The organism is Methanobrevibacter sp. (assembly GCF_045541095.1).
Taxonomy (GTDB): Archaea; Methanobacteriota; Methanobacteria; order Methanobacteriales; family Methanobacteriaceae; genus Methanocatella.
On sequence record NZ_JAZQIJ010000196.1, the window covers coordinates 1 to 3,564 of the forward strand.

Consider the following 3,564-nt stretch of genomic DNA (forward strand, 5'->3'; position numbering starts at 1 on the left):
GAAGATATGATGAAAATAAAAATTGCAGTTCCATCAAAAGGAAGGATTAGTGAACCTTCAATTAACATATTAGAAAAGGCAGGATTAGGATTAATTGATAAAAGCAACAGAAAGTTGATTTCAAAAACATTCAATGAAAATATAGAGGTTATGTTTGCAAGGGCATCAGATATTCCGGAATTTGTAAACGATGGAGTTGCAGACATGGGAATTACCGGAGTTGATTTAATTCAAGAAAATGAGGCAAATGTAGTCGAACTTCTTGATTTGAGATTTGGACAAACAAAACTGGTTTTGGCAGCTCCTGAAGAATCAAACATAAAATCTGTCAATGACATTACAGATGACATGAAAATAGCAACTGAATTTCCCGTTTTAACAGAAAAATACCTATCAGAAAAAGGTCTTGATTTAAAAATTGTAAAATTGAGCGGATCAACTGAAGCTGCACCTTTCATTGGTATAGCTGATTTGATTACAGATTTGACCAGTACCGGAACAACTTTGAAAATGAATCACCTTGAAATAGTTGACGTTATTCTTGAAAGCAGCATAAAACTGATTGCAAATGAAGAAAGTCTGAAATCAAAAAAACGTTTAATCGAAGCTGTAAAAATCAGTATCAAAGGTGTTTTAGATGCCGACCGCAAAAAACTTGTTACAATGAACGTTAAAAATAAAGATTTGGATAAAGTCAAAGAGGTAATGCCATCATTAGGCGGATTAACAATATCTGAAGTATTATCAGATGAAAAAACAGTGGCGGTTCAGGCAGTGATAGATGAAAAAGAAGTGTTTGAACTGGTCAACGATTTGCGAAATGCAGGAGCAAAAGACATTCTCGTAATGCCTATTGAAAGAATCATATGAACATAGCATTAATCTACACAACAACAAACAGATCAACTAAGAAGTCTTGCAAATTGGTATGTGAAAAAATTAATGCGGATACTCAATTGATTCCAATAAATATGGCAAAAAATAATTGTATTTTAAAATATAACCTTATAATATTGGCTTCATCAAACAACAGAGGAAAAGTTCAGTCTGCAATGAAAAGATATATTTCAACAAATCTGAAAAATTTAAAGGAAAAGCCGACTGCACTGATACTTAACTGCGATGAGAACAATGATATTGATAAAATCTTGAAAAAAACATTTACAGAAGAGTTGGTGACAACATCTTTAACCTCATCCAACTTTGGATATGAATTAGACGAAAATAATTTTATGGAAAAAAGAAAAATTAATAAATTAATTAAACAAAATGAAAAACTTCCGGCATTAGACTTAAATGAAATTAACAAATTTACAGATGTTATTAACAGCATGATAGAAAAAAGGGTTGATTAGAATTTTTGAATTAAAAAACATTATTTCAATAAAAGATTTTGAAAGAAAGGATATTGACTATATTCTTGAAGAAGCATCTAAACTGGAAAAAATAGCCAAATCAAAAGAGGTTTGTGAAGAACTTAAAGGAAAAATTCTTGGTTTGATGTTTTTTGAACCATCAACAAGAACTAGAATGTCTTTTGAAACAGCGATAAAACGTTTAGGTGGAGATGGAATTGGATTTGAAAACAGTGGATCAAGTTCAGTGTCAAAAGGTGAAAGCATTGCAGATACTGCAAAAATGTTTGAAGGTTATTGTGATGCTTTGGTTATAAGACACGAACTTGAAGGCGTATCAAAATTCATATCAGACATAGTTGACGTTCCTGTAATTAATGCAGGTGACGGTGCAGGACAACACCCAACCCAAACATTACTTGACCTGTACACAATCAAAAAGGAAATTGGAGAAATAGACAATCTAAATATAGCTTTGATTGGAGACTTGAAATACGGCCGTACAGTACATTCACTGTCAAATGCGTTAGGATTATACAAAAATGTGACAATATATTTAGTTTCTCCTCCGGAGCTCAAAATGCCTAATGAAGTTTTCCATGATATAAACAAAACAAATGTAACATGGAAAGAAGTAGAAACAATCGAAGAAATTATTGACGATGTAGATGTATTATACGTGACTAGAATCCAAAAAGAGCGTTTTGGAGATATCGATGATTATTTAAAAATAAAAGGAGCTTATGTTGTTAATAAAAAAATGCTTGAAGGAAAAGATCTGATTGTCATGCACCCTCTTCCAAGAATAGATGAAATCGACACCGATGTGGATGACACAAAATACAACAAATATTTCACTCAAGCTGCAAATGCCGTTCCGGTTAGAATGGCAATTTTAAAAACATTAATAAAAAACAACCCTAAATAGAGTAAAGGGTTGTTTCAAGTAATGTTTCATCACATTGAAGTTTTATAATATTGGTTCTACCTTTTCCACGGCCACGAGATATGGTATTTGTGGAAATAATTCCCAACAGTTCCAGTTCATTTATAAAATCAAATATTCTTCTGTAAGTAACAGCATCCTTTTTGGAAATTTCAGTGTACTGTTCATAAAGTTTTCCAGAAGAAATTTCCTCTTTTTGTTTTGTTAAAATTAAAATAGCTTCTAAAACCCTTTGCTGCTGTAACGGTAAGGTAGAAATAATTTCAATAACCTTATTGTGCTCAATAGTATCCTTTGCTTTTCTGACATGTTCACTAGTGACCTTTGGAGAATCGTCATCATAAGCCAACTCACCGGCATTTTTCAACAAATCAAGTGCATATCTTGCATCACCTTCTTCCTTAGCGGCCATAGCAGAACACAAAGGAATAACGTCATCATCTAAAACTCCATCTTTAAAAGATAATTCGGCCCTTTCGGAGAGAATATCTGAAAGCTGGTCAGCTCCATAAGGTGGGAAAACTATTTCCTTATCATTCAAACTGCTGTTAACTCTGGATTTGATTAAATTCTTAAAGTCAAGATAGTTACTGATTGATAATACGGATACATTGTCAGTTCTGGTCAATGTATATAGGATTCCATCCCCGTCCTTGTCAAGAAGAATATCAATTTCATCTAAAATTACAATTAAATGCAGCTGTTTACCAAGGACAGTAGTTTTAAAAATGCTTCTAAATGTGTTTACAACTTCACCTTTGGTCCATCCACGATTTGGTACATCACGACCAAGTTTGTTACATAATTGAGCTAAAACCTGATATTCAGTAGTGTAATCTGTGCATCTGATATATTCAACTTTAACAAATACATTTTTTTTATTGGCAATTTCCAAAAGCTGTTCACGTGCAAACTTGGACGCTGCGGTCTTTCCGGTTCCAGTTTTTCCATAAAGAGTGACATTTGATGGAGTTACATTATTTAAAACATCTACCCAATATTTGGCAATCTGCCTTATTTGATCTTCCCTGTGAACTAGTTTATCTGGTAAAAATCTATGATCAAGAGGACCTTTATCTTTAAATATGGATTTGGACGATAAAGATTCCAAATCATTTTCTAAATCTTCAAAAACATTTGACATTAAAATACCCCACATAATAAATTAAAAATCATGAGAAAAAATATCAGTATAATTTCCAGTGTTAATTATATTATTTACCAAATAAATAAACTTTTTTATTACAATATTGGTATAAGTTA

4 protein-coding genes are annotated in these 3,564 nt (G+C 32.2%); 3 read left to right on the top strand and 1 reads right to left on the bottom strand.

Annotated features, from left to right (window positions below):
• The first annotated feature begins 9 nt into the window (after positions 1–9).
• Genes hisG through pyrB form a run of 3 tightly spaced genes read left to right on the top strand, consistent with a single transcriptional unit; the run spans position 10 to position 2,283 of the window.
• Positions 10–870 (top strand): ATP phosphoribosyltransferase, encoded by an 861-nt coding sequence (hisG, locus tag ACKI2P_RS08205; RefSeq protein WP_407376720.1) that lies wholly within the window; start codon positions 10–12, stop codon positions 868–870.
• Entirely contained in the window at positions 867–1,355 is a 489-nt protein-coding gene (locus tag ACKI2P_RS08210) for a flavodoxin family protein (protein ID WP_407376714.1), read from the top strand. Before hisG ends, ACKI2P_RS08210 begins: the two co-directional genes overlap by 4 nt.
• Positions 1,348–2,283, top strand: a complete 936-nt coding sequence (gene pyrB / locus ACKI2P_RS08215) for an aspartate carbamoyltransferase (RefSeq protein WP_407376716.1) — start codon at positions 1,348–1,350, stop codon at positions 2,281–2,283. The genes ACKI2P_RS08210 and pyrB overlap by 8 nt, the downstream gene beginning before the upstream one ends.
• On the opposite strand, the gene ACKI2P_RS08220 is transcribed toward pyrB, so the two are convergent.
• Positions 2,276–3,445, bottom strand: a complete 1,170-nt coding sequence (locus ACKI2P_RS08220; RefSeq protein WP_407376718.1) for a Cdc6/Cdc18 family protein — start codon at positions 3,443–3,445, stop codon at positions 2,276–2,278. The two genes, pyrB and ACKI2P_RS08220, sit on opposite strands and share 8 nt — an antisense overlap.
• Positions 3,446–3,564 lie beyond the last annotated feature (119 nt).

What these genes read in the sequence shown, in the direction of transcription:
- ACKI2P_RS08220 (WP_407376718.1), bottom strand. Translation starts at nt 3,445, where the DNA reads ATGTCAAATGTTTTTGAAGATTTAGAAAATGATTTGGAATCTTTATCG.
- hisG (WP_407376720.1), top strand. Translation starts at nt 10, where the DNA reads ATGAAAATAAAAATTGCAGTTCCATCAAAAGGAAGGATTAGTGAACCT.
- ACKI2P_RS08210 (WP_407376714.1), top strand. Translation starts at nt 867, where the DNA reads ATGAACATAGCATTAATCTACACAACAACAAACAGATCAACTAAGAAG.